The sequence below is a fragment of the Veillonella parvula genome (assembly GCF_032575955.1).
GTDB classification, from domain to species: Bacteria; Bacillota; Negativicutes; order Veillonellales; family Veillonellaceae; genus Veillonella; species Veillonella parvula_J.
Genome location: NZ_JAWFXN010000002.1, coordinates 55,636 through 81,879, shown reverse-complemented (window position 1 = coordinate 81,879; position 26,244 = coordinate 55,636). Strand labels below are relative to the sequence as shown.

Genomic DNA, 26,244 nt, shown 5'->3' with positions numbered 1-26,244 from the left:
AGGCCTAATGGCACAGTACTTTACGGAACGCCTGCAAAAGGTCTTCCACATGATTTTTGCATCCTATAATCAAAAAATGGCTCAAGAAGGCTTGCGTCAATTAGAGCTCATCGTCAATAATCAGCAAAATCCCAGTCAGCTAAAAGATAGAGCCTTACGAAATGACAAAACAAGCCGTCTTGAAAGTGATATAGACACTAAAGAGGATGCTCTCAAAATAGCCAATGATCCAGAGGCTCGAGAGCTAGGTGATGCGTATGCCCTCTTGGCACGCGTCTATGCAGGCCCTCGCTTTACTTGGGAAGAGTCTAACTTCCCAGAGGATAATATGCGCACCTATCAATGCTTACACGATAGCATTCGCCGCTGTAGCCCTATCGGCATATTACAAGCTTTGCGCATCAAAGGTTCCATCACCCCTACCGTGGAGAAGGATATGCAAATTTCCTTCGACGAAGCATTTCGCATTGTCTATGATTACGCAAACCAAGGCGATGCGTATTGCCAATATGTTATAGGCAATGTCTTTTTCTGGCGTGATGACAATCGCATCGACTCAGCAGAGGCTATGCTAACACCTCCGCCTATGAGTTGGACTAAACGCATTCAAAGAAGCCTTACAGCAAACTCTGTGCAGGATCGCATCGCCGCTTTGCAAGGCACGGTGCCAGATGAAACATTGCAAGAAAATGCATCTAACCTTGCGAAAGAGTGGTTTAATAAGGCCCTCGATAACGGTCTTGCCATGTTCCAAGGGAACTTACGGAATATCTATATCGACGAAGCCGATTTTATCAATGCGCGCCGTGTTGCCAAGACTGCGGCCGAACTTGGTAACCCTGCTATGATGCTATATACAGGCCTCGACTGCCACGAAAACGGTAAATTCGAGGATGCTTTCACGTGGTTCACTAAAGGTGCCTCCTTAGGTCAATCTGAAAGTATCGCAGAATTAGCGGATTATTACTATCATTTCTATGATGCTAAAAAGTTACGTTCTACGATTCCCTACGATCCGGTAACGGCTATTGGTCTCTATCGCCGGGCTGCAACGAAACAGTTTAGTGATGCAGGATATACCGCCTTACAGGCAGCCTTTGGCTATATCTTTCACATAGGCCACCTGCCTCTCGACTGGGGACTCATTGCAGATTTAACACATATGGCGGCTACAAAAGATCGTTTCATATTCGCCTTGCCCTATATCGGATACATGCGAATCCACGGTTTAGGGGTGACGAAAAATATACGCTTTGGTGTGCAATCATTACTACGTGTCTTAGACGAGGAACAAAGAGCCTTTGAAGAGGAGAATCGCGTTCTTTTCTACGATATTACGCGCGCTTTAACACGCGTTGCCTTGGGCTATGCCTACGAAAAGGGCTATGTAACAGGCAAACCAGATTTAGATCAAGCCGTATCCTATTACGAGCAATCCCATCAATATATCTTGTCTCACAAAGCCAATTTGGATCCAGAGATAAAAGATATTCCCATCGATGACGAAGCAGAAGAACGATTAGCGGCCTTTGAAGAGGTTGATGGTCACTGGCAATACAAAGAAGGCATTGCCGAATCCACTACTACGGTGCGCCCTGCACCTGCCGCCTGGCCTCAAGATGCGGCCCGTTTATCTGTGACCATGGACGACTTCCTGTGGGATACGACTTTGTACGACTGGCAAACCATTGAAACCGCCTTAGAGTCACAGGAAGAAATGAAGCTCAGCTTTTACAATCGTTTCCTATCCATTCCAGATGTATTGCGCAATATCTTTAAGCTCGATGTAACGCGGATGCTACGAAATCATTATCAAGTAAGACTGCACGGTTATGATCCAACAGAAGGACAGGAAATCGTCTATAAGGCCCTATTCAACAAAGAAAATACCTTAAGCCTATTAAAAGAGCTTTACCATAATCGTCACTTGCCTAGCCTCGAAGAGAACTGGTCCATCGAAAAGAATGAAGAAAAGCCGACTTGGCACTACGTACTCGATGTTGATCAACAGCCATTCCTGTTAGAGGAATACGACGATGCGAACGCTATGATTCAGACTGCCTTGCAAGGGTTGAAAGAGAAAAAGTACGAACAAATTAATATTCGCACCCATGACTTTGTGGGCCCATCCTATTTTATTTTTAAAGGCAATCAATCGACCCCATTTAGAGTGCAGCTCTATCTGAAAGAATCCGCCCGTCACACCATCGATGAAGATGGAAACCCACAAGACACGCCTGGTAAGACCTACTTATTTGAGCAATATGTGGGGAACGAAGTATCCTTAAACTATTGGATTCAAAAAACGATAAATACCTTGGAAATTCCTGAACTAGATAATTGGAAACAATTAACAGTGCCAAAGGATTTACAAACATAAAGAAGACCATCCCCAGTGAACTACACCCCCAAATTTAGACACAATTTTTGGAAGTGAAGTTCAACAGGATGGTCTTTTTTTGATAATCCCTATAATCTTAATAATAGAATTATTTTGATTCTAGATTTTTACTACAGCGTTTCTATTATAGTAGTCTTATTACAGCACTTTTATTATAGTGTTTTTACAACATCGGCACAGCGTGCACAAAGTGTAGGATGTGCGCTATCTTGGCCTACTGTATCGCGGTGGATCCAGCAGCGTTCACATTTTTCGAGATTAGATGCAACAACAACTGTAGCAACGCCAGTTTCTTCGTCTTTTACAGCCTCTGCCGGTGCAGCGCCATTCACAATGTGAGCTTCGGATACGATAACGAGTTTAGCCAAGCCTTCTTCACCAAGTGCATGCAATGCATCGAATGCAGCGCCTTCAGCGTATACTGTAACAGATGCATCTAATGGATGACCGATTGTTTTATCTTGACGAGCAAGTTCCAATGCTTTTTGTACGGATGTACGCAAGTCTAATAATTGGTTCCATTTGTCAGCCAATTCTTGGTTGAAGTGTTCTGGATGACCTTGTGGCCAATCTTGAAGCATAACGGATTCGCGCATGCCCTCTTCTTTAGGCATGTATTTCCAAACTTCTTCCGCTGTGAAAGAAAGTACTGGAGATACCATGGCTACCAATGTTTTCAAGATTTCGTACATCGCTGTTTGAGCAGAACGACGAGCTACATTATCTTTGCTTTCAGCATACATTGTATCTTTCATTACATCAAGGTAGATGGAACTCAAGTCTACTGTACAGAAGTTATGAATTGCATGGTACAACATGTGGAATTCATAGTTTTCGTACGCATCAGTAACCTTTTGACGTACTTCTTCTAAGCGCAACAATGCCCATTTATCGAATTCGGACATATCTGCGTAAGCCACTTTATCGGTATTCGGATTGAAGTCATCCAAGTTACCGAGCAAGAAACGGAATGTATTACGGATCTTACGGTATACTTCGGATAATTGTTTTACGATGTCTTTGGACAAACGTACGTCTGCTTGGTAATCCGCAGAAGATACCCACAAACGCATTACATCGGCACCGTATACATCGATGATGTCGCTTGGAGCCACTGTATTACCTACAGATTTAGACATTTTGCGACCTTCACCGTCCACAACGAAGCCGTGAGTCAATACGGAGTTGTATGGTGCTTTACCAGTTGTAGCTACTGCAGTCAACAAGGAAGAGTTAAACCAACCGCGATGTTGGTCAGAACCTTCAAGGTACATAGCACATGGTACGTCAAGATCATTAACTTCGAGTACGCCAGCCCAAGAGGAACCAGAGTCGAACCATACGTCCATGATGTCTGTTTCTTTTTTGAACTCATCATGACCGCAATGAGGACATTTGAAACCTTCTGGTAATAATTCCTTAGCGCTGTGCGCCCACCAAGCATCGGAGCCTTCTACGGCTACTTTTTCTTGTAATGCTTTGATAGTATCATCGTTGATGATGTGCTCGCCACAGCTTTCACAATAGTAAATAGGAATTGGCACGCCCCAAATACGTTGACGAGAAATTACCCAGTCACCGCGGTCGCGAACCATGTTGAAAATTCGGTCGTGGCCCCATTTAGGAATCCATTGCACTTGGTTGTCGATTGCATCAAGCGCTTGTTGACGGTACCCATCTACAGAGGAGAACCATTGTTCTGTAGCGCGATAGATGACAGGATTTTTACAACGCCAGCAGTGAGCGTATTGGTGACGCAAGCTAGATTTGTGAAGCAATGCATTATTGTGCGCCAAGATTTTAATAACAGACACCTCTGCATCGTGAATTTCCACGCCAGCCAATGGGAATTCAGTATCGCCATAACGATTGTCATCTACTTGTTTAGTATAGTTACCAGTTTCGTTAACAAGGGAAATGATAGGAAGCTCAGTTTTACCTTCCTTGTTATAACGCATAACGATGTTAAAGTCGTCTTCACCGTGTGCAGGAGCTGTATGTACACAACCAGTACCTGCTTCAAGTGTTACATGGTCACCACACAATACAGTGGATGTACGTTCAACGAATGGATGTTTGAACTCAGCTAATTCTAAGTCTGCGCCGGAAAAACAATTTACGATTTCATAGTCTTCGATACCAATATCTTTCATAGCTGCGTCAACAAGTTCAGTAGCCATCAAGTAGTATTCGTCGCCAGCTTTCACCCAGCCATATTCTAGATCAGGGTTAACGGAAATAGCTACGTTGGCAGGCATTGTCCAAGGAGTAGTTGTCCAAATAACAGCGTATGCTTGTTTTGGATCTACGCCAGCTGGCAATGTTACCTTTTTCTCGGATACATAAGGGAATTTTACGTAAATGGAGAAGGATTTTTTCTCAGCATATTCGATTTCTGCTTCTGCCAATGCAGTTTCGCAGTGCGTACACCAGTATACAGTTTTAAGACCTTTATAGATATGTCCGCGTTTTGCCATTTCGCCGAAGATGCCAAGTTGTTTAACTTCGAACTCAGGACGCAATGTCAAGTACGGACGGTCCCATTCGCCTAATACACCAAAACGAATGAAGTCTTGTTTTTGTGTTTCTACGCACTCCAATGCATATTCCTTACATTTATTGCGCAAGTCCAATGGAGCCATTTCATGACGGTTAAGACCAGTGTTCTTAATAACCGCATGCTCGATTGGCAAGCCGTGCGTATCCCAACCAGGAATGTAGCGAGTATAATGACCAGTCATAGTTTTGTATTTCATGATAATGTCCTTCAACGTTTTGTTGAGGGCATGACCAATGTGCAATTTACCGTTTGCATATGGAGGGCCATCATGCAAAATGAATGGCTTTGCGTCTTTACGCAATTCCAAACGTTTTTGATAAATCTTGTTATCTTCCCAGAATTTTAAGATTTCTGGTTCGCGCTTAGGCAAATTGCCGCGCATTGGGAATTCTGTTTCAGGCAAATGTAACGTCTTACCGTAATCCATGATGTGCTCCTTTTACATAAAAAAATCGCCCGTCCCCGAAGGGACGGACGTAATATCCGTGGTACCACCCTACTGACTCTCGTTACTTGTGAAAGCTAACGCCACCGCATTTCTGCGATTGTCACACCATGCTAGCACATGATTGTAACACATAAGACGCAACTCATCTCTCATATTGTGAAAGCCACTTAGACATATAACGGTGTTCACCGGCGGCGTTGCCGCTTGCTCCAAAGTGATCCGCACATCTCTAGATTTCCAAACCTTTCAGCCCATGAGTTTGATCTCTACAAAATCCGCCTGAGACATGCCGTCTTTTTCAACGCAATATTCATATAATAGATAATTATAGGACTCACGAGGGGGAATTGTCAAATACTTCATTTCTAAGTTTAACAAAATCTACATGCCCTATTATCATAAATATCTTATTATAGACTACATCATAGCCTACATCGCACTAGTCATAAGTAGTTTATCTACCAAGAACCAAAGCACAAAGATAGCGCAGAATAGTCCTGCAGTTAGTCCCATAGATGGCGTAGTATCAATAAGACCTAATTCACGGGCCATTTGTTTTGTTACAACCACTTGACCTGTAGGGGAACCAAAGCGATTTGATTGGCTTTCACCAGGTAGAGCCATAAGGATCAACAGGATAATGGTCCCTACCACCGGGATAAAGCCAATAAATACGAGTCCGCCCGATCGTCCTTGATCGTGTAAGCGTCGTACTGAAACGGCCACACCAGGAATAACCATAATCACGGACAAAAGAACAAGAATGACCAAGCCAAAACCTACGCCTACTACACTAGACAGTGGGCTAATATAGCTCAAAAAAGCACAGGTAAACAGAATGGCCACAAACAACAATTGATAGACTAAGAAGAAATGCCAATATTCACTACGACTTGCACGACCATCAAAATCAGCATATTTATAAACCAAACATTGTTTAAAGTTTTCAATCAAGCCTAGATTATATTTATCTAACGAGATTTGTGGCCTACTAACATGCCCACATTCTGGACAGTAACAATCTGTTTTTAACACTTCATGTCCACAATAGGGACAAGATTTCATAATAAACTCCTTCTAGTTACAAACAGGAATCAGCAAAGATTACGAAGTCCTGCTGTACTTAACACATATAACAACTTAGATATTTTTTATTTATTAATATCTATATTTTTGAATTCATCTGAAATTCATTTTACTACAAAGTGTTATATTGTCTATAAAGGAGATGTTAAACTTTTATAAAATAAAATAATGAGATTGTTAATAAATGCAGATCTTTATTACATATATCCATTCCCATTAATACCATACCATAATATCTCTCTAATAATATCAGCAATAATAATAGATTGGATAATAAAGATAGCAATCCCCATCGCCCAATCTTGGCGACGGGATGGAGTTTCTTCTAGACCAGTAGCTTTGCCAACCTCAGGAGTAATAGGTGTATATCCGGTTCTTTCACCATATGAATTCTCTCTTTCATCACCACGACGCAATTCGTAAACGAGGAATATAAAGAATCCTATAACAGGAATAAATGAGATTAGCTGCGTCCAACCACTCCGGCCAATATCATGCATACGCCGCGCTGTGATAGCTATATTAGGAACTATAAAGAAAAGGGATACCCCTACAGCAACATTATCGATAAGCGCTTCATAATTAGGGAAGCCCAAGATACTACAAAGTAAAGCTAAAATGCCAAGTAATCCTTGTATCAATGTAACGCCTGCCACAAATCGCCAATATTCACTACGGCTAACACGACCGTTAAAATTAGCATAGTTCCTAATACCTAATTTGAAGGCATCAGTATAGTTCAAATCATATATATTTATGGTTGACATAACCTAATCCTCCTCCATGGCTTCAATAGCAACAATGCCCCAGCCTTTGCCTTCATTATGCAAACGAACTAATAGAGGCTCTGATTTATCTTTAAAAGTAACGGTAAAGCCCATATAGTTTACAACAATATCATCATCTTGGTCTTGAGAAACATAGTCAAGCTGTATCGCTTTCACCTTAGGAACCTCTTCCTTAGTCATGGCTTGTTCCCATAGTTCAAAGGTACCATATCGTTCCATAGCACGAGCGCTCAAATAACGATATGCACCATGATAATCCTTTTTATTGAGGGCTTCATAATAATTACTTACCACAGTACGCCCCTCTGTTGTAGCCGTTTCACTTTGTAAAAGACGATTTGCTTGTTTCGTTAACGAACTAGGTTCTAAATTGCCATAAGCAGTCTCCTCTACTATAAAATTATGATTAATCATTGTACTACCTGCACTAATAGCTAGGCAGCCTAATACTAATATAGCCACAATAAAGAGGCCCGATACGGAACGTTTTTCCTCTAATCCATTAGATACAGGCGATGTGCGCTTACAGAATAGATACAATAATGCAAGCCAGCCTAAAATAGGAACCAAAAGCAAAATCATCAACGTTGGATCATTATTAGAGTCTCGTAACCGTCTTGCCATTAGCATAATCTTCGGCAAGCATAACAGGATGGACAATACAAATAATACACCGCCACCGATAGAGACAGCATAAAGAAATCCGTACGGTATGTAGGTTGCAAGACCTGTAATACATATAATTAAGCCATATACAAAGGATATAGCACTTATGGTGAGCCAAAAATCGGCTGTATTGGTACGTCCCTTACTGTTCGCATAGTTTTCTACTAGCTCACGATAGAGGATTTCGTATACTCTCTGTTTCATAAAGCTCCTACTATAATCTTAGATAATATTAAATAATAAACATATATAGATATTCCTATTATACTATGATTTATCAACTTAGTTGATTCATTTTTTATTCATGAAATCTACCTATACTACAGATATATTTCTTACAACTAAAATTTGTACAATTAATTATACAGGAGATAATTATGAAAGCTAAATTAATTAAAGCAGTAGCCTTGGCCAGTTTAGGTGCCTTTTTAATAGTTGGTATTAGTGCCAATGTAGCCCAAGCCAAAGATTATCACTTCAAAATCGGTGAAAACCATCGCATGGTAAAAAATGATGATGGCACATTAGATAGCAGCAATCATCCATGGTACAAAGTAAATGATAAAAAGAAAAAGCACAGAAAGCATAGAATATCTGAACGTGAAAAGCATGATAAAAATGCAACAGCAAAACGCAGTGAACGACATCAACGTTCTGAATCCTCTAATGACTAAGCCTTGCGCATAATACATATTACTAGCCCTAAAAACACAAAACTAAATTAACCAACCAATGAAAAGGACGTTATACATTGCATAACGTCCTTTTATGTTATCCCCTATATAATTTTTCCCAAGGCTATATGAGTTATTATGTTATGCGCCAGCCTTTAGAACAGCTTGCTTCATGGATTGTACGTAATCAAACAACGCTTGATCTGCATGTTCACCGTGTTCTGCCACGATTTTAACGATGGCAGAGCCTACGATAGCTCCATCGGATACGCGCGCCATAGCTTCCGCTTGTTCTGGCTTAGAAATACCAAAACCAACAGCTACAGGGATATCCGTATATTTGCGAATGGTTTCAACGATGGATTTAATATCCGTCTTAATTTCACTGCGCATGCCTGTAACGCCAAGTGAGGATACACAGTATACAAAGCCTTCTGCGTCTTTGGCGATCATTTCGATGCGGTTTTCAGATGTTGGCGCAATTAAGGATACAACTTCAACACCATGCTTATGAGCCACACTAGCGAGCTCGCTTTTTTCTTCAAACGGCATGTCTGGTACGATAACACCAGAGATTCCCACCTCTTCACAGAGGGTAAAGAATTTTTCACGACCAAATACGTAAATAGGATTCAAATAGGTCATGAATACGAGCGGTATAGTCACCGCATCATCACCTGTACGCAGACGACGCACCATATCGAAGATATCATTGATTTTTACGCCTGTAGATAATGCGCGTGTACTTGCTTCTTGGATAACTGGGCCTTCCGCTGTTGGATCAGAGAAGGGAATACCGATTTCCACCATGTCTGCACCGGCTTTCACCATAATGCGAATATAACGTTCTGTATTTTCAATACCGTGGTCACCAGCACTAATGAACGGGATGAATGCCTTGCCCTTTGTAAAAGCATCTTTAATTTTACTCATGAAGATCCACCCCTCTATATTTCGCCATAGCCGCTACGTCTTTGTCACCGCGACCAGATAAACAAATAATAATGATGTCGTCCTTGCTCATAGTAGGAGCAATTTTACGTGCATGTGCCACCGCATGAGCACTTTCAATCGCAGGAATAATACCTTCCAAGCGAGATAAATATTCAAAGGCATCTACTGCTTCGTCATCTGTAACAGGCACATATTCAGCACGACCGCTATCGTGCAAGTACGCATGTTCAGGACCGATGCCAGGATAATCGAGGCCTGCAGAAATAGAATATACTGGAGCAATTTGACCGTCTTCATCTTGGCAGAAGTAGGATTTCATACCATGGAAGATACCAACAGACCCCTTCGCGATTGTCGCCGCATGTTCCTCTGTATCGATGCCGCGACCTGCTGCTTCACAACCGATGAGACGAACCCCTTCATCTGGAATGAAGTGATAGAACATGCCCATCGCATTGGAGCCACCGCCTACGCAAGCCATAACAGCTGTTGGTAATTTGCCTTCTGCTTCAAGGATTTGCTCACGCGCTTCACGGCTGATAATAGATTGGAAATCGCGAACGATCATAGGGAATGGGTGAGCACCCATAACGGAGCCCAATACATAGTGCGTATCGGACATGCGGTTTGTCCATTCGCGTAACGCTTCGGAAACCGCATCTTTCAATGTACTAGTCCCTGTTGTTACAGGATGCACCTTAGCGCCTAGCAATTCCATACGGTAAACGTTAAGTGCTTGACGTTCACAGTCCTCTGCACCCATGTATACTTCACATTCCATGCCCATCAACGCAGCGATAGTAGCCGTTGCCACGCCGTGTTGACCTGCGCCGGTTTCAGCAATAACACGAGTTTTACCCATCCGTTTTGCCAATAACATTTGACCGATTACATTATTCAACTTGTGAGAACCAGTATGGTTTAAGTCCTCACGTTTTAAATAAATTTTGGCTCCCCCAAGGTCCTTTGTCATACGGTCCGCATAGTATAAAAGAGATGGGCGACCTGTATATTTTTTATGTAAATCCTCAAGTTCATGTACGAAATCAGGATCATCTTTGTACTTGTTGTACGACTCTTCTAGTTCGATGACTGCATTCATCAATGTTTCTGGCATAAATTGACCCCCAAAGGAGCCAAAATAGCCATGTCTTTGTTTACTCATATAACTTACCTTTCTATATACCATTCCTGCTAGCACGCCATACTATGGCATTGCTATTGTTCTCACAATGTTGGTGAAAGCTTTTATCTTCTCATCGTCCTTCACACCTTCTGTTTCAATGCCGCTACTGATATCGATGCCGTACGGTCGAACCGTACGAATGGCACGCGCCACATTGGTGCTATCGATACCACCAGCGAGCATAAACGGTCGTTCAAACTCATCTAAGCAAGACCAGTCGAATACTTCACCCGTACCGCCTCGCTCGTCTTTGTGATATGCATCAAACAAGAGCATATCAGCATTGCTATCAATCCACGCCTCTGCATCTGCAGCACTGCGGATTTGAATGGCCTTCCAAACCTCTACATTAGTACGTTCTTTTAAGGATTGGATGAAAGCTTCATCTTCATCACCGTGCAATTGCACCGCATCAAGATTTACTTCTGTGGCAATCGTAACGAGATTATCTAGCGTTTCATTGACAAAAATGCCTACCGTTTTAATAAATTCTTGTACTACATCATTACTCCATTGTATGACATTTCTGTTATATCGATTTGCATATTGTTTGTGTAGCTCACTTACTAAAATCTTAGCTTGATCTACAGTGACTTGTCGTTTACTTGGTGCAAATACAAGGCCCATGTAATCAGGCTTTGCCTCTACTACAGCAGGGATTGTTTCCACCTTGGAGATTCCGCACATCTTAACCTTAGGTGTATAGTATGTCGGCCCATAAAGATAGGCTAACTTTTCAACCTTATTGGGAGAACGCATGAAGGTTTCACCCATCAAGGCTACGCCGATATTGTTATCCCGCAATACTTGGATATCCTCTGGCGTTTCTAGCCCGCTTTCAGATACGAAGATCACATCGTCTTGCACGAGATTGCGCAAGCGTACGCTGTTTTGTACATCTACAGTAAAGTCCTTGAGGTTACGATTGTTAACGCCAATAATGCGGGCACCGCAATCGATGGCCATTTGTACCTCATGTTCATCATGCGCCTCTACCAAAGAGGATAAGCCAAGAGAATCAGCTAACTCACGAAACTTTGTCAGCGTAGGCACATCCAGGCATGCACAGATTAAAAGAATGGCACTAGCACCCCATACCTTTGCTTGGTAGATTTGGTATTCATCGATGATGAAGTCCTTACGAAGCACAGGAATTTTTATGGTGCTTGCAATTTCTTGCAAATATTTTTTATCACCCTTAAAGAAATCTGGCTCAGTCAAAACAGAGATAGCCGCAGCACCAGCCACTTCATATTCTTTGGCAATCTCTAAATACGGGAAGTGCTCTGCGATGATGCCTTTTGATGGAGATGCCTTCTTTACTTCGCAAATGAAGTTAAAATCTTGCTGACGAAGGGCTGCTTCAAAAGGAAATCCTGTATCAGATGGTAATGCTAAAGCCGCTGCTTTCACAGACTCTGGAGATTCCACCTGTTTTTCTTGGGCTACCCGAATTTTGGTCGCCTCTATAATCTTATCTAAAATCAATGGTTACACCTCTTGGGTTGCTTTCACAAACTGTTCCATTGTAGCAAGCGCCTTGCCAGAGTCGATCATATGTTTCGCCTCTTCAATGCCCTCTGCTAATGTAATGCCATCTTTTGCAAGGTAAATCGCCATGCCAGCATTGAGAAGAACTGCGGTACGTTTACCGCCTTGCTCACCACCGAGAACGCGGCGTGTAATCTCAGCATTTACTGTTGCGTCGCCACCTTCAAGCTCAGTTTTATCAGCGTATTCGAAACCATAGTCCTTAGGATCGAATTCGTAGCTTGTGAAAGTACCATTATTAATTTCACATACGTACGTTTTGTTGGTAGCCGTAATTTCATCAAGACCGTCGAAGCCATGTACCACGGCTCCGCGTTTTACGCCAAGATTAGCCAATACGCGAGCCAATGGTTCTACCAAGGATTTATCGTAAACGCCCATCAACTCTACAGTTGCACCTGCTGGATTTGCCAAAGGTCCAAGGATGTTAAACACAGTGCGCACGCCCAAAGCCTTACGTACAGGACCTGCATATTTCATAGCTTGGTGATACACAGGAGCAAACATGAAGCACATATTCGCTTTGTTAAGAACCGCTTCGTTTTGCTCGCCGTTAAGCTCTAATTTAGCACCCAACGCTTCGATCAAATCTGCAGCGCCACATTTGCTAGATACACTACGGTTACCATGTTTTGCTACAGGAATACCTGCTGCGGAAATGATGAAACCAGATGTGGTAGAAATGTTAAACGTATTAGCTTCATCACCGCCAGTACCTACGATTTCTACAACAGTACCTTCGTGAGGAACAGAACCGGCCTTCTCGCGCATAACCTCAGCAAAGGCTGTAACCTCATCTACAGTAGGGCCCTTCGCTGCCAAGGCGCACAAGAAACCCGCCATAGGAACCTCGGGTACATCACCGCTCATAATCTTGTTCATTGTATCTTTAGCAAGGTCGTAGGATAAATCCTGACCGTGCGTTACTGCATATAATGCGTCTTTAATCATTTTATAGCTCCTTACTTGTTGTTCATTTTCTTTGGTTCAATGTTAATAGGGCATATACCTACTTTAATGCTACATGTGATTCACGTGGACCTATGCCCTCCACTGGCCGGGTCTGACTGCGGCCTGCGGCCTTCGCAGGGCCAAAGTCGGGCCTAGAACCCCGTGAACTCACATAAACACTAGGACACTTAATCTTTTATATGCCCTACTCACTGTCACACGCACAATAAAATGAACAACAATTCAATATCTCTTAAATGATCCTGCGCATTATATGGAGTAACGCACAGGTCATCCCTTTATAGGGAGAGTGGGAATGGTGGTGCTACGCACCACTTTTTCTTATATTAGGGGTTCTGATTCGCATATTTCTTTAGGAAAGTATGGCTATAGTTTACGATATGTATTGTAGAGGGGCTATTATAGGTACTGCCAAGGTTGAGTTGGCAGGAAATAAGGTCTTAAGGAACGACTTGGCGGCCCCACGTAGTGGGGAGAGTGGCCATTGGAGTTCCGAGAGACCTTATTTCTGCCTTACCGTACTAGTAACTAATAATAGCCCCTCGAATACAAAACAGTAGTTATTTTTCTAAGAAATTGCGAATCATTTGTTCCCCGTTTGGTGTCATGATGGATTCCGGATGGAATTGGACTCCATAGATCGGGTAGTCTTTGTGTTCCACACTCATTACTTCTCCATCGTTGGTAATGGATGTGACGATAAGTTCGTTTGGCATGGTTTCGTCGATAATCGCCAAGGAGTGGTATCGAGCGACTTCGAATTGTTCAGGCAAACCTTTAAGGATTTTAGATGGATGTACTTGTTTCGCCACGCTTTGTTTGCCATGCATCACTTGTTTAGCGTAGGATACGGTACCGCCGAATACTTCGCCAATGGCTTGGTGTCCAAGGCATACGCCGAGGATTGGGAATTCCCCTTTGCATTCGCGCAATAGGTCTTCGTATACGCCCGCATCAGCTGGTCTGCCAGGACCTGGTGAAAGTATCACATAGTCTGGTTTCAACGAACGGATTTCTTCAACTGTTAATTCATCGCTGCGGATGACTTTAATATCTGGATCGATAGAGCCTACTAATTGATATAGATTAAAGGAAAAGCTATCGTAATTATCTATAAGGAGTACCATTATTCTACCTCCTGTGCATCTGTAATTGCGGAAATCATGGATTGGCCTTTGATCAAGGTTTCATTAAACTCGCTTTCAGGAACGCTATCTCGAACGATGCCTGCGCCAGCACGAACATATACCTTGCCACCTTTATTCATAGCCATGCGGATACCGATACATACGTCCATGTTGCCGGAGAAGTCGATGTAACCTACGGCACCGCCGTATACGCCGCGTGGGCTTTTTTCAAGTTCGTGTAAAATTTCGATAGCACGAATCTTAGGCGCCCCAGACAATGTGCCTGCCGGCAATGTAGCACCGATAGCATCGAGTGCATCTTTGCCGTCTTGAATGTCACCGCTTACAGTAGATGTAATATGAATTACATGGGAGAAACGTTGCAACATATGTAACGCTTCAACTTTTACGGAACCAAATTTAGAAATTTTACCTAAATCATTGCGTCCCAGGTCAACGAGCATGTTATGTTCAGCCAATTCTTTTTCATCGTTAATGAGTTTTTCCTCAATAGCAAGATCCTCTGCTTCATTTTTACCGCGACGCATGGTACCTGCAATTGGGAAGGTATACATTTTACCAGCTGTCAGTTTTACCAATGTTTCTGGAGAAGCCCCTGTAAGCTCTACATCGCCACCAGATAGATAGAACATGTATGGAGATGGATTCAATGTACGCAATACGCGGTATGCATTTAACAAGCTCCCTTCAAACTCGGCTTCGCGGCGATTAGATACAACACATTGGAAGATATCCCCTTCCTTGATGTAGTGCTGCGTCTTTTTAACAACTGCTTCGAACTCGTCCTTTGTAAATTCAGAGGTAAACTCTGTTTTAAGAACGCCTTTTGGCACATCCGCCTCTTTGCCATTTACAACGAGATCAGCAAGAGTTTTCAGTTCGAGCTCAGCCTTGTTGTAGTTGCGTTCTAAATCATTTGTGCTGATGTTAGCGATTAAGTAAATTTTATTTTTGTAATGGTCAAAAGCGATAACCTTATCAAAGAGCATAAGGTCTACATCGTTTACCATGGCAGAGTCATCATCCGGTGTTGGAAAATCCAATGTTGGCTCGATGTAGCGAATATATTCACATGCGAAGTAGCCTACAAAGCCACCTGTAAAGGTTGGCAACTCTTCTAAACGAGGACTTTTATATTGACTCAAAATATTGCGAATCTCTGCAGCTGGATCAGAGCACTCAAAGGTACGTGTCGTACCGTCTTTGATAGTCATTTTATGATTTTTACAGAATAGCTCAATCTTAGGATCATAGCCCAAGAAGGAGTAACGGCCCCAATGATTACTATTATCCGCACTTTCAAGCAAGTACGTATGACTGCTCACTTGTTTTAACGCTTTCAACACACTAATCGGTGTGCGTACGTCGGATAAAATTTCCATATATACAGGCACGATATCGTAGCCCGGTGCGATAGCTTTCACACGGTCAAGACTAGGGAAAATCATGAGAACCTCCATCTGGCATTTGCCAATAAAAAAACTCGCCCATGACAATATAACGTCAAGGACGAGTTTATAGTTCTATTCTTATACAATTATTAGAAAATATTTGTATTGTGCTATAAATCGCGGTACCACCTTGTTTGAATGCAATGCATTCCCCTTTCGCAGGATACTAACATATCCCTCACGACTAACGCTCGTGTGACGTCGCACCATACTAGGAATGACTGTGAAAGTTCATTCTTTTCCATGCGCCCTCGGTGGTCCATTTAATAAGCTGCGTACTACGGGTTCTCAGCTAATCCCGCTCTCTGTGAGTGCATATCCTATTTTTATCTCCACCTCATCGGTTTATTTCAGGCGAGTATAAAATTATAATCTGATTATAATGTTTCTATAGAATGAAAGTCAAGAAGTTTTAATTATCTAATACCAATCTCCCATAAATAAGCCAATCGACCGATGCCACAATTTTCTTAAAGCATCCGTATATTTATAAGATTTTATTGGCAAACTACATATCTTTAATTTTCCTTGCTTATACTTTCAATACATTCTTTTGCCTCACAACTAGTGTCTAATTCAACAATCAATCACTATTCGGAAATAGTATAACTTCGCAAATATGAATCTCCTGTTCTCTCATTAACAATCAACAATACTAAATAAGAAAAATCTTTATCATGTATTAACACGGCTCCATAACAAGCTTCATTATTAGCATAAATTTTCTTTATCCTATTTTTTGTATTACTTATACTGGTTAAAACTATAGTAAATTCATTTATGGCAACAAAATAATCACCATTTATATCAAATCGATACCATTTACTATATTCCATCGGGAATTTATAGACAAGCCTATTATCCTGATATATCTCAATATCCTCCTCATATACTATCCATTTATTATCTATAAAGCCAATACTATTTGCACCTCTAAATTCACGTTCCCAATTCCTATATAAAGTGAGTTCATTACAAGAAGATAGTTTATCAATAGCTATGAAACTTAAATTATTATCAACAAAGTCCCACTGTATCATGAGAGAACTGGAAAATATGCTAATAGACCCTGATTTAAATACAGAAAAATACAAAATATAAATGCATTCACTCTCAAAATCATACTTTATGAACTGTGAATAATGTCTATTTAAATCAATGTACCATAATCCTGCTTCTAAATGGAGTACAATTCTATTATTTTCAGAGTCTACAAAACTATTTAAAATTATGACCTTTGTATTATCTAGTATATAAGATTCAACATACTCTAATTGAGGAGTGTAAATTATTACACCTCTATAATCATCATTAACAGTAACATAGTCTTGTGTCCTATTAATAAAATATAAATCATTTTGTTTAAGTGCGATTTTTATTTCATTTACTAAATTAATATCCATAACGCCTCGCCCATCAACATCATGTATTTATCTCTTAATCGCAATAAGCAATACGACAAAATCAAATCAATTTTCTAATCTCTTGTTTTTATGTCAAATGGTATTTTAAATCCAAGGCATTTCATTTAATTATCTATACACCAAGATTTTTTAAACAAAAGATGATAACTGACAAAAATATTGATATACGGAATAAAAAGGCCAATAATCCACAACCCGCTTAATAGAGAATCGTGAAGTCTACGTATACCTAGTGTAATCATAGCTAAGGTTGGCCATATTAGGATAACCATAAAGCCCCAACGTGGTATATGAAGATGGATACCCAGCTGAACAACTAACGACACTACTGCTATAGCCATATACATAATGATATCCATAAAAGTACGAGAGCCTACAAGACCAACCCAAAAGGCTGATGCGGGAGATCTTCCTTTAATATCAAAGAGCTTAGCAAATAAAACATCCCATATACAACTGCACACATAGTCGAATGTACCAACATCCTTATCTTCACTAACGGTGGAGCTTCTATCGTAGGCAATAATATAGTTATTATATCTATCCCGACCTTCATCTAAGCCATACTCATTAGATTCTGGTACACTAAGAGGCAAGGCAAAACAAGCTAAGATGAAATACTGCCAAAAGAAACCATCCCAATAAAAGCTTTCATTTACAATAGTTTCGGATATAGCTCCCCAACTAAAACTCATCCCCCAATACATCCATAAACTTAGGTATGCTATGGGAACCAAAATCATATACCACAAGGATGACCCACAATCATTTAGTCTACGTTTAAGCAAAAAAATAGTTGCAATTACATGCATAATCTGTAGGCATCCAAAATAAATATAAGACAAATACTGACTATCTTGAAGTGAACTATCTTGAATAAGCACTGCCAATAGCCCAAACATAAGATAGGCTAAAAATTTACTAACCATTAAGCCAAGTACACCCCACAAATATGCTAGTCTGCCTATCCTTTGATTCACTCGCAACATTTCTATATTTTGTTTAAATAGTGAAAGTTCATTATCTAACCACATTAAAATAAAGCTCTCTTCTCTCTCATACCGAAGGATATCTACAAATTACTATGTAAACATAATCAATACAAAAACATATAGATAAATAATAGTAACAGGAAGCTCAAAAATACTATCATAATAAGACTATTCTTGTAATCTTTAGATACTTTCTTTTGAGCAATCTGTATTATTCGACTTACAAGAAAAGAAATGCCAGCAATTATCATAAATCTAAAAGAATTTGTTGTTAGACCTTCAATACAATAATAAGTAAATGCAACAATAATCAATAAAGAACTACATATACAAACCCATTTATATAAATTGGGAAATAGCATAAATTCTCTCCTAGCTGCTTCACGCTCAGAGAGTTGCTTGCTCATAGCATACTTATAATACCCTCTACAATTAAGTATTATCATGGCAAATGCGGCAATTATCAAATCAAAACTAAGTTCTACCATTATCTTCCCTTCACTATTTATATTTTATTAACTCTTATATTAATTTATTCTAATACAAATAGCTAAAATTGAATATATTATCCCTCAAGCAATCGACAAATTCAGAATATTTATATTGTTTACGCTAAATACTAATAGTATACTGAAATTACATATGTTATCAGCTCCTACTGATTATTTTGTGGAAAAGAGAGCATAAGTTTTTATTTTAATCATCAAACACTGGATTCAAGATACCATTGCAAATGACAAACTTCTTGACTTAATATTGGGAATGAAGTCAAAAAGATATAGAATTACTAATTTTCTGGTACTATAAATTGTACTAGGACTAGTGAAGGAGAGATACTTTGGAAACGTGGAAACGTACGGTATATATAAGTTTAATATGTGTATTCTGTACATCCTTTGGGGTGAGCCAATTAGCACCTATTCTCCCTCTGTATTTTCATGATTTAGGTGTTCAAAGACCATCGGCTATGTCTCTCTGGTCAGGTTTAGCAACTGGTGCAACCTATTTAGTCGTATGTTTAGTGGCACCCTTTTGGGGGCGTGTAGCTGATAAGAAAGGTCGTAAAATCACATTAATACGATCTAGCTTTGGTATGGCTTTATGTAATTTATTGCTCGCCTTTCAAACAACACCTGAAGGGGTTGTAATTATTCGTCTCATACAAGGTTTAGTGAGTGGTTTTTATTCTGCAACCATTACATTAATAGCCTCAGAGTCCCCCATCGAACGAACTGGTTGGGCACTTGGCCTATTAGCTTCGGCCAATCTGGCGGGCTCTCTAATCGGCCCTTTATTAGGTGGATATATTGCAGATACTATAGGTATTCGCAATGACTTCATCTTGGTTGGTATACTCATGGGTTTAGCTGGATTATTAGCCACTATATTTATCCATGAAAATTATGTACCAAAGCCTAATATTGAAAAACTGTCTTTTAGAAAGCTAAAAGAACAAATTCCTGAATTTAATAGTATTGTAGCATTGTGTATAGCATCATTTATTTATGCTATATGCATCATGTCCTTACAACCTGTTATCTCCGTATATATCAAAGGTATTGTTCCGAGCAACACTGAAAATCTAGCATTTATTGCTGGCGCTGTCTTCTCAGCTATGGGTATTGCTCAATTGATAAGTAGTTCACCTCTCGGTAAATTAGTTGATAAAATTGGTCCTCGCAAGGTATTAGTCGTATCTCTTATCTATGTAGGCTTATTTAACATTCCTCAAGCCTATGTAACTGATGTTTACCAACTAGCACTCATTCGATTTTTACAGGGCTTCGGCCTTGGTGGTATGTTACCGGCATTAAACACCTATCTCTCTTCAAAAACGCCTCGTGAGTTTACGGGACAAGTATTCTCCTACAACCAATCAAGTTTATTTCTTGGCTATTTCTTAGGTGCTGTCGGTGGTGCAAGCCTAATGGCTTGGCTAGGTTTTACTACCTTATTCTGGGTAAGTGGTGGTCTATTTATAATCTCTGCCCTTTGGATTGGTTTAAAACTAAAATAATACGTATACATGACAAAAGAAAACCCTTCTATGTATCTGATTGGTAAAAGTTATATGCTCACGCATATGATTTAATCTAATCAGTATTAGAAGGGTTTTCTTTTACAATATAGTTTTATTGAACTAGAGTAATAATAGCATGATGACTACAGTCGCGATAATGCAAGGCACGGCATTACGTTTAGCCATTTCCATAGGGTTAATACCTGCCAGTCCTGCAATGATGATACCTGCCCCTGCAACAGGACTCATACTACGACCGATACCAGCACCGATTTGAGCCATGGATCCAAGTTGCATAATACCATAACCAAAGTCTGCTGCATGAGGTGTGACAGCACCATTAAAAGCAAGAGCTGCTGCATTACCAGAACCAGAAATAACCGCCAATAAGAACGGACCAAAGGCTGCCCCGATTTGGGCGATTTGTTGAGAGTTCTTCATACCATCGATGAGCGCACTTGTAAGTCCAATGAGTTGCATCCCTGCTGTAAAGCATGCTGCTGCAGCCATAAGGCCCACTACATCACACATACCATCTCCAGTACCGCGGAAGAACTTCTTAACAGCTTCTGCCACATTAGGACGCACGGCAATGATGCCAATAGCAGTACCGATGAGCATGGATACAGGAACAGAGATTTCTGGGATCACCGCCACTTGTTTACTACCTAATACAAGTAATACAAGAGGAATAATAGGAATGATTGCATAGAAATAATTTACTTTGAATTCTTTGCCTTCCTCTACAGTATCGTTTTTCATTACATACCCTGTATGTTCCTTCTTAACAATGGCCACAATATTGAGCAAAATAGCAGCCACTACGATACCAATAACGGCTTGCATGGAGAAGCTGGCAATAACTGTCATTACGTCTACCCCCGCCAGTTGTGCCACTTGAGGGTTAAACATAAGGCCTGGGCTCAAGGAGCTCCCCCATGTGCCTAAGAAGATAGCAGAACCAGCCATCGCTGGATGTACTCCAGAACGAATGAGGGCAGGAATCAAGAGTGCACCTACGGCCGCCGCACAGCCTGCCGCTGTAGGCAGTGCAATGTTGATTAAGAATGTAATAATAACCGCACCTGGGATGATGATTTTAGTCATCTTTTTAAGCCCTGCAGAAATGAAATACACCATATGCTCTGTACATTTTGTATATTCCATAACATAGCTAAAACCTAACACCGTACAGATTGTAGGCACAAGGCCTGGATTTGTAAGTTCTTTCACAAAGGCCGTCGTACCAGCACCAAGCTGCCCACCAATAAAGCACATCAGTAAGCCCGATAATAATAAAACGAGCCGCGTTTCAAACTGTTTAATAATAGCTATAAACGTCGCTACTACAATAACAATACCTGTAATAACCATAACTCTCCTATCCGTGTACATAGGCTGCAAGATAGCTTTATTCCCTCTATAAACACTTTACACCCAATACACAACTAACAACACTAAATACAATAGTCCTATCTATGCCTTACACCTAATAGGCCTAACAATAGTAAAAGTAATCACTTAATTATATACAGTATAACTATATAACTATATAACTATATAACTACTTATCTACATAACTACATAAATACATAAAGAAGTATATTAAACAATCTTTGTTTCTTCCAAGCTAAGTTTTCTAAGCACTTTATCAAGCACCTCTGCACCCGTTACGATATCATCCATTTCAGCAAATTCTGCAGGATTATGACTGATGCCATCGCGACATGGAATAAAGATCATTCCCGTAGGAACTGCCTCCGCCCAATGCATCGCATCATGACCGGCACCGCTCGGCATTGTCATGTACTCCACACCGACAGACTTAATAGCCTCTTCGATTTCTCGAATCATCGCCGGGTGCATCTCCACTGGATGGTCCTGTGCAATTGTTTCAATTGTATACGATAATCCACGTTTTTCTGCAGTAATATCGATAAATTCCTTAACGAGAGTAACTACAGAATTGCGAGCTACCTTAGATATGCTGCGAATGTCTACCCCTAGCTTTACAGCACCAGGAATGACATTCATCGCCCCTGGTGTAACCTCCACAATACCGACAGTTCCCACCACGGGTGGTTCCTCTTGCATAGATGCAATCTCCTCGATACCGAGGATGATTTTTGAAGCTCCACATAGAGCATCATGACGCAGGTTCATCGGTGTAGCGCCACTATGATCAGCATTACCACGAATGGTTACATAGAATCGCTCTGGCGCGGCAATACCAGTCACAATACCAATCGTTTTCTGTTCGTGCTCCAGCACCTTGCCTTGCTCAATATGAATTTCTGTGAAAGATTTTACAGGCCGTTTATATGCCATTGTTTCAATCCCATCGGGATTTAAGTTGCGGTCTTTCAAGGCTTCATACAAGGAAATCCCTTGTTTATCCACCAATCGGTGTAAATCTTGTAATGTCAATTCACCACGCATAGCCTTACTGCCTAGTGTAGCATTCCCAAAGCGACCGGACTCTTCGCACATAAAGGACACCACAGCGATGGTATGATCATGTTCATAGCCATCATCGGTCATGCTACGAATTACTTCAATGGCAGACAATACGCCAACCACACCATCGTAATTGCCTCCATTGGGCACGCTATCCGTATGAGACCCCACCATAACAACTGGCAAATCTGGTTTCTTACCAATCTTATAGCCAATGACATTACCAAAATCGTCTATTCCAACGGATAAACCTGCATCAGTCATGCGATCTATAATATATTGACGTCCTGCCCAGTCTGCATCTGTGAAAGCAAGGCGATTAATGCCCTCACCAGGTGCCGTCAATTGGGCCATAGCCTCAAAATCTTTAACCAATCGCTCTCGTTGAATCATGTAACACCTCACAATCTATTACATCAATTACTGACAAACCATATGGTGCTAGTCCATAAATCTTATTTTAAATAGTGAGCTGCAATGGTACCTAATGCAACGATACCATTTAGCATATCTTCTTCATCGATATCAAAGAGCGGATTGTGATGCGGTGCTTTAATGGCAGATCCCACAACCATATAGGTCGCTCTACCACCGCGATTGATGACACGATTCAAGAAGTACGCACAGTCTTCACTACCGCCACCGCTGTAATCGAAGGGAACCTCTTTAAAGATCCCAAGTGGTTCCACGATAGCTTGTACTTCACGAGCTAAATCGTCGCTGATGCGACCTGCAGGAGTTTCTCCTTGTTTTGTAATTTCAAAGGTACAATCATGCATTTCTGCAGCACCTTTAATAATAGTCTTCGACCGTTCAATCATGTAATCATTGATTTCTGTCGTAGCACCACGAGTTTCTAGTTTAAGCACCGCCACATCAGGCGTCACATTGCGGCCTGTACCGCTTTCAAAAACACCTACATTCATGCGAGAAGCGCCTTGACTATGACGAGCGATGGCTTGTAAGTTAAGAACCGCTGTACAGCCGGCGAGCATTGCATTTTGTGCCTTTTCAGGGGAGCCACCAGCATGAGCAGAGTAACCGTGGAATACCGCATCAAGTTTTGTTGTCGCTAAGAAGCCATGATCACTACATGCAAAGCAATTGGATAGTTTTTCGTTAAACCCAATATGCATGCCGAACATCAAATCTACATCATCCACAACGCCCGCTTCCGCCATCGCTTTAGCACCGCGCACGCCTTCCTCTGCTGGTTGGAAAATGAGTTTAATAGTACCTTTGAATTCATCCTTATGCGTAGCCAAATATTCAGCTAGGCCTAGCCCCATCGTCATATGTGCATCATGACCACAGGCGTGCATCGCCTTATCATGACAAGAACGGAACCCGCCCTTTGCGGGTACATGGTTATCATCTTTAGCTTCGATGACATCATTGGAATCCATGTCTACACGAAACGCTACTACGGGACCCTCGCCACCGAACTTCATAGTTGCGACGATGGCCGTTTTACCGTAGCCCATCTTTTCTACAAGTTCAGGATTAGCACCTTCTTCGATGGCGCGATCCATAGCGGCTTTCATGACCTCATCACTAGGTAAGCCCATGCGAGAGTCTAAATCGAGTACATCTGCCCCCAACGCCACATCATAACCCAAAGAAATAAGCCTATCCGCTACCTTCGCAGCAGAGCGATACTCAAGCCAAGCAGGCTCAGGGTACATATGAAAGTCGCGACGCATAGCGATTAACGCATCGCGCCGTTGTTGCACAAAATCTTTTACAGACATAAATACCTCCTTAACAAACTAATAATCACGTATACATTTACTATATGAATTGATATGTAAATAGTCAACTAAATGGAGCATGTATACAGTATCTAAAATATACTGTATGTTATAACAAAAAACACATATACCGCGAAATGATTTCTGTGATATATGTGTGCTTATCAATTTATTCTAATATTGTTTTATTCAGTTTTGCCAGTACTTCTCGTTTAACAGTTCGTTGTCTATCCCAAGCAATGATAACAACGGTAGCAATAATCATAGCCATACCAATTAGCCCTAATAGACTAAATTCATTTCCTAAAAAAGCCCACCCAAAGAAAGCCGCCGAAATAGGTTCAATAGATGACAAAATAGATCCTGGTACGGCCCCAATTCGTTTAACCCCTTCTAAATAGGCATTGAAAGATACTATCGTCCCTAGGAATATGACATTGAAACAACCAATAACAGTCCATGCGTCCCACACTGCATATGAATTCGGTTGATGGAATAATATAGCGGCTACAATACCACTAATAAGCATCCCAAACCCTACAATAGGCAATGTGCCATATTTGTAGAGTAAATCAACAGGAGAAATGCTATATATGGCTACACCGACAGCAGATAAAAGCCCCCATACGAGAACCATTAAAGGAAAGCTTTCAATAGAAAGGCCATCACCATTCCCCATCAAACAAATGGTCCCTACTAAAGCAAGTATAACAGAAACCGTCTCCCCCTTGGATGGTCGTTTACCATAGCGAACCAGCAGGTAAATAATAATCATAGACGGCGCCAGATATTGTAAAACCGTTGCAATGCCAGCTCCAGCTAAAGCAATGGATCTGAAGTATGTATACTGACATAATGCCATTCCAAATACGCCAAAAACAATGAGTCCTAGCGTATCCTTTACACTATGAAATACATTAAAGATGGAATTTCCAAATCTAAACCATGCATAAATAACAGTTAGTAAACCTGCTGTAATCAATCGCATAGTTACTAGCCATTCCAAATTCATATCTCTAAAATTGCTTAAGAACTGTACAGATGCACCTGATACACCCCATAGAACAGCCCCTAATAGAGTTATAATAACACCAATAACTTCATATTGTTTCATGCTAGTCACCAAGCAAAGATACGTGAACTTTCACAACCACCTTACGGATTTTAATAGGTTTATCATTTACAGCAAGCAAGGGCCGATGAACATCAGAGGGAAAGAATACGGTGTAGTACCCTTCTGGGCAATGGATTTGCCCTTCATCAACGGCTTCATTAGGATAGAAATAGCAATCTCGATCCGGATAGGACTCCACAGGTTTAACGAACCCTTTATCTACGAAAAAGCCCATATTTTCCTCGCCGCTCACCATAAATTGGATATCTACATAATTACGATGCGATTCTGGTTTTGTAGCTTCAAATAGTTTTGTTTCTACATCATCTACGTTCGCATACATCATGTCGCCCTCGATGGCATGACGTCCTCCAGGCAACGCTTTCAAATCTGTGTTTTTCAAGAAATCCAAAGCGCGCACGATGGCTTTAGGATAGCCCATTTTTGTATAATCTGCGGTAATACTAGAAAAAAACATACACAATCCTTTCACAATATCTATGGATATGGCACCACAATAAACCAATTATATTACCTTTTATGTTAGCACATATATACATAAAGAACTAGCTATTCTCTTATGTAAAAGCCCTCCATACGC

The 26,244-nt window shown here is 40.9% G+C and carries 21 protein-coding genes; 3 read left to right on the top strand and 18 right to left on the bottom strand.

The window, feature by feature from the left end:
* Positions 1–7 precede the first annotated feature (7 nt).
* Positions 8–2,380: a tetratricopeptide repeat protein gene (locus tag E7L28_RS03195; RefSeq protein WP_316711432.1), complete on the top strand. Its 2,373-nt coding sequence runs from the start codon at positions 8–10 to the stop codon at positions 2,378–2,380.
* A 173-nt stretch (positions 2,381–2,553) separates the two neighbouring features.
* On the opposite strand, the gene ileS is transcribed toward E7L28_RS03195, so the two are convergent.
* The 4 genes from ileS to E7L28_RS03175 all read right to left on the bottom strand — a co-directional run bounded on the left by ileS (position 2,554) and on the right by E7L28_RS03175 (position 8,153).
* Positions 2,554–5,388, bottom strand: coding sequence for an isoleucine--tRNA ligase (gene ileS, locus E7L28_RS03190; protein ID WP_316604058.1), 2,835 nt, complete (start codon positions 5,386–5,388; stop codon positions 2,554–2,556).
* A 450-nt stretch (positions 5,389–5,838) separates the two neighbouring features.
* Complete coding sequence (locus E7L28_RS03185; protein ID WP_278472838.1) at positions 5,839–6,474, bottom strand: DUF805 domain-containing protein; 636 nt, start codon at positions 6,472–6,474, stop codon at positions 5,839–5,841.
* A gap of 218 nt (positions 6,475–6,692) precedes the next feature.
* A complete protein-coding gene (locus E7L28_RS03180) occupies positions 6,693–7,262 on the bottom strand; it encodes a DUF805 domain-containing protein (RefSeq protein ID WP_316604059.1) in 570 nt (189 codons plus the stop codon).
* 3 nt (positions 7,263–7,265) lie between these two features.
* Positions 7,266–8,153 carry a DUF805 domain-containing protein gene (locus E7L28_RS03175; RefSeq protein ID WP_316604060.1) on the bottom strand — a complete coding sequence of 296 codons (888 nt, stop codon included), beginning with the start codon at positions 8,151–8,153 and terminating at the stop codon, positions 7,266–7,268.
* 173 nt (positions 8,154–8,326) lie between these two features.
* On the opposite strand from E7L28_RS03175, the gene E7L28_RS03170 reads away from it, so the two are divergent.
* Positions 8,327–8,623, top strand: coding sequence for a hypothetical protein (locus E7L28_RS03170; protein ID WP_316604061.1), 297 nt, complete (start codon positions 8,327–8,329; stop codon positions 8,621–8,623).
* A gap of 141 nt (positions 8,624–8,764) precedes the next feature.
* Here the strand turns inward: E7L28_RS03170 and trpA are convergent, their stop codons facing one another.
* The 9 genes from trpA to E7L28_RS03125 form a co-directional block, all read right to left on the bottom strand.
* Positions 8,765–9,556 carry a tryptophan synthase subunit alpha gene (gene trpA, locus E7L28_RS03165; protein WP_302010134.1) on the bottom strand — a complete coding sequence of 264 codons (792 nt, stop codon included), beginning with the start codon at positions 9,554–9,556 and terminating at the stop codon, positions 8,765–8,767.
* Positions 9,549–10,742, bottom strand: a complete 1,194-nt coding sequence (gene trpB, locus E7L28_RS03160; protein ID WP_316604062.1) for a tryptophan synthase subunit beta — start codon at positions 10,740–10,742, stop codon at positions 9,549–9,551. The genes trpA and trpB overlap by 8 nt, the downstream gene beginning before the upstream one ends.
* Before the next feature lie 42 nt (positions 10,743–10,784).
* Positions 10,785–12,251: a bifunctional indole-3-glycerol-phosphate synthase TrpC/phosphoribosylanthranilate isomerase TrpF gene (trpCF, locus tag E7L28_RS03155; RefSeq protein WP_316604063.1), complete on the bottom strand. Its 1,467-nt coding sequence runs from the start codon at positions 12,249–12,251 to the stop codon at positions 10,785–10,787.
* Between the two features lie 3 nt (positions 12,252–12,254).
* Complete coding sequence (gene trpD / locus E7L28_RS03150) at positions 12,255–13,265, bottom strand: anthranilate phosphoribosyltransferase (protein WP_316604064.1); 1,011 nt, start codon at positions 13,263–13,265, stop codon at positions 12,255–12,257.
* Between the two features lie 581 nt (positions 13,266–13,846).
* Entirely contained in the window at positions 13,847–14,413 is a 567-nt protein-coding gene (locus E7L28_RS03145; RefSeq protein ID WP_316604065.1) for an anthranilate synthase component II, read from the bottom strand.
* Entirely contained in the window at positions 14,413–15,882 is a 1,470-nt protein-coding gene (locus tag E7L28_RS03140; RefSeq protein ID WP_316692055.1) for an anthranilate synthase component I family protein, read from the bottom strand. The genes E7L28_RS03145 and E7L28_RS03140 overlap by 1 nt, the downstream gene beginning before the upstream one ends.
* Positions 15,883–16,475: 593 nt before the next feature.
* A complete protein-coding gene (locus E7L28_RS03135) occupies positions 16,476–17,288 on the bottom strand; it encodes a hypothetical protein (protein WP_316604203.1) in 813 nt (270 codons plus the stop codon).
* A gap of 125 nt (positions 17,289–17,413) precedes the next feature.
* A complete protein-coding gene (locus E7L28_RS03130) occupies positions 17,414–18,343 on the bottom strand; it encodes a DUF805 domain-containing protein (protein ID WP_316604204.1) in 930 nt (309 codons plus the stop codon).
* A 62-nt stretch (positions 18,344–18,405) separates the two neighbouring features.
* A complete protein-coding gene (locus tag E7L28_RS03125) occupies positions 18,406–18,789 on the bottom strand; it encodes a hypothetical protein (RefSeq protein WP_316604205.1) in 384 nt (127 codons plus the stop codon).
* Positions 18,790–19,139: 350 nt separating this feature from the next.
* Here E7L28_RS03125 and E7L28_RS03120 point away from each other — a divergent pair, with 350 nt between their 5' ends.
* Complete coding sequence (locus E7L28_RS03120; RefSeq protein ID WP_316604206.1) at positions 19,140–20,318, top strand: MFS transporter; 1,179 nt, start codon at positions 19,140–19,142, stop codon at positions 20,316–20,318.
* A gap of 123 nt (positions 20,319–20,441) precedes the next feature.
* Here E7L28_RS03120 and dcuC read toward each other — a convergent pair whose 3' ends face one another.
* The 5 genes from dcuC to E7L28_RS03095 form a co-directional block, all read right to left on the bottom strand.
* Complete coding sequence (gene dcuC / locus E7L28_RS03115; RefSeq protein ID WP_174892152.1) at positions 20,442–21,695, bottom strand: C4-dicarboxylate transporter DcuC; 1,254 nt, start codon at positions 21,693–21,695, stop codon at positions 20,442–20,444.
* A 231-nt stretch (positions 21,696–21,926) separates the two neighbouring features.
* On the bottom strand, positions 21,927–23,171 hold the full coding sequence (locus tag E7L28_RS03110; RefSeq protein ID WP_316604207.1) for a M20 family metallo-hydrolase: 1,245 nt from the start codon (positions 23,169–23,171) through the stop codon (positions 21,927–21,929).
* Positions 23,172–23,233: 62 nt separating this feature from the next.
* The gene (locus E7L28_RS03105; RefSeq protein ID WP_316604208.1) at positions 23,234–24,529 is read right to left on the bottom strand and encodes an amidohydrolase; all 1,296 of its coding nucleotides are present in this window, start codon (positions 24,527–24,529) and stop codon (positions 23,234–23,236) included.
* Positions 24,530–24,698: 169 nt separating this feature from the next.
* Positions 24,699–25,643 (bottom strand): DMT family transporter, encoded by a 945-nt coding sequence (locus E7L28_RS03100; RefSeq protein WP_316604209.1) that lies wholly within the window; start codon positions 25,641–25,643, stop codon positions 24,699–24,701.
* Position 25,644: 1 nt separating this feature from the next.
* Positions 25,645–26,121, bottom strand: coding sequence for a NanQ anomerase/TabA/YiaL family protein (locus tag E7L28_RS03095; RefSeq protein WP_278606717.1), 477 nt, complete (start codon positions 26,119–26,121; stop codon positions 25,645–25,647).
* Positions 26,122–26,244: the final 123 nt, after the last annotated feature.

Coding starts and splice junctions, on each gene's coding strand:
- E7L28_RS03195 (WP_316711432.1), top strand. CDS start 8: ATGGCACAGTACTTTACGGAACGCCTGCAAAAGGTCTTCCACATGATT.
- ileS (WP_316604058.1), bottom strand. CDS start 5,388: ATGGATTACGGTAAGACGTTACATTTGCCTGAAACAGAATTCCCAATG.
- E7L28_RS03185 (WP_278472838.1), bottom strand. CDS start 6,474: ATGAAATCTTGTCCCTATTGTGGACATGAAGTGTTAAAAACAGATTGT.
- E7L28_RS03180 (WP_316604059.1), bottom strand. CDS start 7,262: ATGTCAACCATAAATATATATGATTTGAACTATACTGATGCCTTCAAA.
- E7L28_RS03175 (WP_316604060.1), bottom strand. CDS start 8,153: ATGAAACAGAGAGTATACGAAATCCTCTATCGTGAGCTAGTAGAAAAC.
- E7L28_RS03170 (WP_316604061.1), top strand. CDS start 8,327: ATGAAAGCTAAATTAATTAAAGCAGTAGCCTTGGCCAGTTTAGGTGCC.
- trpA (WP_302010134.1), bottom strand. CDS start 9,556: ATGAGTAAAATTAAAGATGCTTTTACAAAGGGCAAGGCATTCATCCCG.
- trpB (WP_316604062.1), bottom strand. CDS start 10,742: ATGAGTAAACAAAGACATGGCTATTTTGGCTCCTTTGGGGGTCAATTT.
- trpD (WP_316604064.1), bottom strand. CDS start 13,265: ATGATTAAAGACGCATTATATGCAGTAACGCACGGTCAGGATTTATCC.
- E7L28_RS03145 (WP_316604065.1), bottom strand. CDS start 14,413: ATGGTACTCCTTATAGATAATTACGATAGCTTTTCCTTTAATCTATAT.
- E7L28_RS03140 (WP_316692055.1), bottom strand. CDS start 15,882: ATGATTTTCCCTAGTCTTGACCGTGTGAAAGCTATCGCACCGGGCTAC.
- E7L28_RS03135 (WP_316604203.1), bottom strand. CDS start 17,288: ATGGATATTAATTTAGTAAATGAAATAAAAATCGCACTTAAACAAAAT.
- E7L28_RS03130 (WP_316604204.1), bottom strand. CDS start 18,343: ATGTGGTTAGATAATGAACTTTCACTATTTAAACAAAATATAGAAATG.
- E7L28_RS03125 (WP_316604205.1), bottom strand. CDS start 18,789: ATGGTAGAACTTAGTTTTGATTTGATAATTGCCGCATTTGCCATGATA.
- dcuC (WP_174892152.1), bottom strand. CDS start 21,695: ATGGTTATTACAGGTATTGTTATTGTAGTAGCGACGTTTATAGCTATT.
- E7L28_RS03110 (WP_316604207.1), bottom strand. CDS start 23,171: ATGATTCAACGAGAGCGATTGGTTAAAGATTTTGAGGCTATGGCCCAA.
- E7L28_RS03105 (WP_316604208.1), bottom strand. CDS start 24,529: ATGTCTGTAAAAGATTTTGTGCAACAACGGCGCGATGCGTTAATCGCT.
- E7L28_RS03100 (WP_316604209.1), bottom strand. CDS start 25,643: ATGAAACAATATGAAGTTATTGGTGTTATTATAACTCTATTAGGGGCT.
- E7L28_RS03095 (WP_278606717.1), bottom strand. CDS start 26,121: ATGTTTTTTTCTAGTATTACCGCAGATTATACAAAAATGGGCTATCCT.